Source organism: Streptomyces sp. WAC05292 (genome assembly GCF_003949955.1).
Lineage (GTDB): Bacteria > Actinomycetota > Actinomycetes > Streptomycetales > Streptomycetaceae > Streptomyces > Streptomyces globosus.
In genome coordinates this window covers 1-4,178 of the sequence record NZ_RPSE01000477.1, presented here as the reverse complement: position 1 = coordinate 4,178, position 4,178 = coordinate 1, and the positions used below count along the sequence as shown (strand labels likewise).

Here is a 4,178-nt window from a genome sequence, read left to right as displayed (position 1 = left end):
CGCCACCACCACCGCCGCGAAACCCCGCACAGCACGCCCTGCCTTCACAACCCCACCCCTGACGTCACACGGTCGATCACTGCGTTGATCATGCCACTACTCACTGTCATGCCCGGACCAATTGCGCGCGCCCGCCTGCCGGCAAGCGTGCCGGCGCAGACACCGGCCCAACCCCTCTTGCGCCTCCTGTGGTTGCTGCACGGTGGTGCAGCGCGGCGGGGGGTTGCGGTGAGCGACGTACGGGCGCCCGCCCTCAGCGGCCGCCCGCCCCGTCGCGCGGCCAGCGCGCCGGCCCGTAGAGCCGCTGCACGGCTTCGACGTCCGCGGCCGCGAGTTCGCGCCGGCCGTCGCCGCCCGACGCCGTCATCACGGAGTCGGTGTCGGTCCTCGTGTGGCCCAGGCCCAGGGCGTGGCCGATCTCGTGCACCGCGGCGGCCTGGAGGTCGGTGAGCAGCCCGGGCCGGTTCGTCCAGGTCGGGGCGTCGTTGAAGTGGACGTCGCCGGCGAAGGGTTCGGGTGCCGTCGCGGAGGGCGGCGGCCACGCATGCCCCAGCACCATCGCGTTGTCGTCGAAGGGCGGCGTGCCGAGGAAGGCCGGCGGATCGCCGTGTTCGCGCACCAGGAATCCGACGAGGACGTCCACGCGGTACAGCCGGGTCAGCGCCTGCACGGCCCGTGCCTGCGCACGGTCGAAGGCCGGCCCGAAGCGGACCGCGAGCGCGAGCCCGTGCACGGCGCCGGCGGCCGCGAGCGGCGGAGGGACGTGGCGGAACGTCAGCGGCGTCACCGCGGCCCAGGTGGCGAAGGCCTGCGCGACCGCGGAGGCGGTCTGCGCCGGCGTCAGGTCCTCGGTGTGCCGCATGAACCCGTACGTCAGGTCCGTACGGGGCCAGGCGCGGATCGTGGGCACCGCCCGGGGCACCGCCGCCGCGCCGGGCAGCAGGTCCGGCACCCCGCAGCGCGGCCGGCGCAGCTGCGCCAGGGTGCGCTCGCCCGTCTCGCCGTCGGCTTCGAGCCCGAAGCACTCCTGGTACCTGCGGACCGCGTCGGCCAGCGGCTCGTCGTAGTGGTCGACGGCGCGCGGCGAGTGGGGTGCGTACCCCAGCCGCCGCAGGTACGCGTACAGCGTCGCGACCTCGGGGCCGTGGTCGCCCCTCTTCAGTGGCTGCAGCGGCGCCTTCGGCATCCGCGCCTCCCGGAATCGGTGCGGCCGGGGGCCGGGCACGCGGGACCCGGCAGCAGGGGGATCATCCGCGGAGTGGTGCTGCTTCCACGATAGGAGCCGCCCGGGCCGGCGCAACCCAGCGGCCGCCCGCGCTCACTCCTCGTCGTCCCAGCCCTCGTCCTCGTCCCAGTCCTCGTCCTCGTACTCCGCCGCGACGTACGCGAGCGGCTCGGCCACCCAGCCCGCGGCGAGCACGAGCCGGGAGGACCGCTGCACCGCGAGGAAGCCGAACGGCCGGTCGAACCGGACGTCGATGGTCCGCACCCGGTACGGAGGCGGCGGCAGCACGCCGGCCCCCACCGCGCCGAAAGCGGTGACGGCGGCGGCCTCGAACCCCTTCGCGTGGAACCGCGCCACCGCCGCCTGCCGGCCCGCATCGATCAGGAGCGGCTCCCGGACGGCCCCGGGGAAGTGGCCGGCCGCATCGCGCGTGCGGGCGGTCTCCAGGCCGAACAGCCCGGCGTGCTCCAGCAGGTCGTGCTCGGCGTCCACGGAGAAGGCGACGGTGTCGACGCTCAGCCGCGGCTCGGGCCGGTACGCCGCCCCGACGCCGACCCGGAGCCCCGGCCCCGGCGCTCCCTCGGGCAGGGCGAAGCCGTCCACCGACGGCACCGCCCGGGTCGCGGCGGCGATGCCGCCGGCCAGCACCTGCCCCGCCGGGGCGTCCGCGGCGCCGAGGACGAGGTGGACGTCCACCCCGCCGTCTCCGACGACCTCCAGTACGGTGACTGGCCCGGCGGGCGTCCCCGCGACCCGTACGCGGTGGAGCAGCGAGGTCGTACGGAGCAGCCGCAGGACCTCCCGGCCGGCCCACGGCCCCTCCCGCATGGTCCCCGGCCACTCCCGGAACGGCCGCAGCCACCGCAGACGCAGCGCCAGCGCCGACGCCAGGACCAGCCGGGTGTCCGCGGTCGGCTCCACCGGCATCCGATCAACGAGGCCGCCCGTCCGCGCGGCCGCCCACTCGTCGAGCAGCACCCGGTCGGCCACCGGGTCGCCCCCGAGGGTCCCCTGCGCCTCCTCGGGCAGTCCGGCCGCCCACTCCGGGTCGAGCGGCAGGTCCGCCCGCGTCCACAGTCCGGTCGCGGCCTGAAGACCCCGCACGCGCCCCAGTGCGGCCAGCAGCTCCCGAGCCGCGCCGGCGGCCCGCCCGGCGGGTATGCCGAGCGCCCCGGCCAGCTCCGCCCGGGCCCGGCCGCCGGCCCCGTCCGCCAGCAGCGCCAGCAGCGGCCAGACCCCGGCGGCGGTCAACACGGTCCCCGTACGCCCGTCGGCCGCGACAGCGGCCTCGACCCAGCGGCCGGTCAGTCGGTTGACCGCCCGAACCGTCGAACTCCTCGCACTCATGCGCGGAGCCTACGGCCGCCCCGCCCCCGCCCCGGAACGCTTTTTTACGCCCCCAGGCCGTCAGGACGCCCTGGTGTACCGGGAGGCGGCTCCTTCCCGCTTGTACGCCTCGACCCGGTGCCATGCGTCCGTCCACTGGCGGACCTCGTGCTCCCGTGTCACGCCACAGGCCCGCACGAAGTGCAGCAGTACCGTCTCGCTGCACCCGCGCCTGCCCTTGAGGACGTCCCCGATGGTGGTGCTGGGCAGGCGGCTCACCTTGCCGGCCCCGGGGACGGCGGCCCGCTCCTCCAGCGTGCGCAGCGTGGGCTGCCCGGCGGCCACCCTGAGCTCCCGCATCGCCTGGAGGAGCTCGGCGGGCTCCAGCACGTAGGCAAGCGCCGGCGCGCTCCTCGGGAGGGGAACGGCGGTGCCCCGCGCGTCGACGGCCGCCTTCGCCGCCCGCTGCCAGAGCCTCTTCGCCTCGGCGACCGAACCGCCGCAGCACCGTGCGTACGCCTCGACGGTCTTCCACGGCGGCAGGCTGCGGCCCTTGTCCGCCCGGCACAGCGCCGCAGCCGAGGCGGGCCGGCCCATCTGCTTCGACGTCTGCGCCATGCGGCTGTAGGAGAGCCAGGAGGGGCGGAGCGACCGGAGCCACTCCGCCAGTTCCCTCCTGGCCGCCTCAGCACGGGCGCTCGTCCCGCGCCCCACCGCTACCGCGAGCGGCGGGAGGGGAGGACCTGCACCAGCCGGCGCACCAGCTCGATGCCCAGCAGGCCGCCGACGCCGACGGTGATCGCGGCCGTCTGCAGGTCCATCCCGGCGACGACCAGGCCGGTGAAGACCCCGAGGACGAGCACCACCATGACGGCGGGGACGGCGGGGATCAGCGGGGAGACGGGGGTGCGCTCCCCCTGTGCGTGCGTGTCGTTGTTTGCCTTGCGGTCCACAATCACCTCGCGACTGGTAGTCAACTCGACGGATGCCTTTGCAATCTGACGGCCTGCCAGGGCCGGGAGATCAGACACCTCCGGCAAATTCTTTCGGCCCGCATGCCCCGCGCATAGCGCGTGCGAGTCGGAGAACCGGGACACGGAGGCGGAACGGCCCGCGACCGCGCCGCCCCGCACTCGCGGCCTGCCCGCCGACCTGCAGCGGAGCGGGAGCGAGCGTTCCGCGCGAAGGTGGGACGAACTGAAACGGGCGGTAGCGGGGCCGCGGTGGGCTGAGGCACTCTCTCTCTTGTTCGCGCACACCGTAGTTGAGGAGAGGGTCATGCAAGGGCCGTAGGGGTGCCGTGTGGCCGCACTGATCCGGGGGGACGTACGCCTTCTGGTGAACGGCCTGCCCTCCTTCCCGTCACGGATGCGCACCGTGGCCCTGGAGCCCGCGCTTGCTCTCTTCTGCTCCACCTCGGCCTTTCCGGCCGGTAGTCAACTCGACACGCACCACATCGGGCCAGAACCTGTGCCAGCGGGTTCCCCCGAGCACTGGCGCCGTCAGGCCCTGGACCCCCAGGCCCTGACGGCGCTGCTGCTTGGGGGAACCCGCTGGCACAGGTTCTGGCCCGATGTGGTGCGTGTCGAGTTGACTACCGGCCGGAAAGGCCGAGGTGGAGCAGAAG

The 4,178-nt window shown here is 75.0% G+C and carries 5 protein-coding genes; 1 reads left to right on the top strand and 4 read right to left on the bottom strand.

All coding sequences use genetic code 11. From position 1 onward, the window contains the following. Window positions 1-253: 253 nt before the first annotated feature. The 4 genes from EF903_RS29565 to EF903_RS29550 form a co-directional block, all read right to left on the bottom strand. Window positions 254-1,186, bottom strand: a complete 933-nt coding sequence (locus tag EF903_RS29565; protein WP_125548071.1) for a matrixin family metalloprotease — start codon at window positions 1,184-1,186, stop codon at window positions 254-256. A 132-nt stretch (window positions 1,187-1,318) separates the two neighbouring features. After that, window positions 1,319-2,572: a serpin family protein gene (locus tag EF903_RS29560; protein WP_125548070.1), complete on the bottom strand. Its 1,254-nt coding sequence runs from the start codon at window positions 2,570-2,572 to the stop codon at window positions 1,319-1,321. A gap of 60 nt (window positions 2,573-2,632) precedes the next feature. Next, complete coding sequence (locus EF903_RS29555) at window positions 2,633-3,169, bottom strand: hypothetical protein (RefSeq protein WP_125548069.1); 537 nt, start codon at window positions 3,167-3,169, stop codon at window positions 2,633-2,635. Window positions 3,170-3,267: 98 nt separating this feature from the next. Continuing rightward, window positions 3,268-3,504 (bottom strand): hypothetical protein, encoded by a 237-nt coding sequence (locus EF903_RS29550; RefSeq protein ID WP_125548068.1) that lies wholly within the window; start codon window positions 3,502-3,504, stop codon window positions 3,268-3,270. Window positions 3,505-3,853: 349 nt separating this feature from the next. Here EF903_RS29550 and EF903_RS34860 point away from each other — a divergent pair. After that, on the top strand, window positions 3,854-4,178 hold a 325-nt coding region (locus EF903_RS34860; protein ID WP_221888795.1), incomplete at its 3' end, for a hypothetical protein.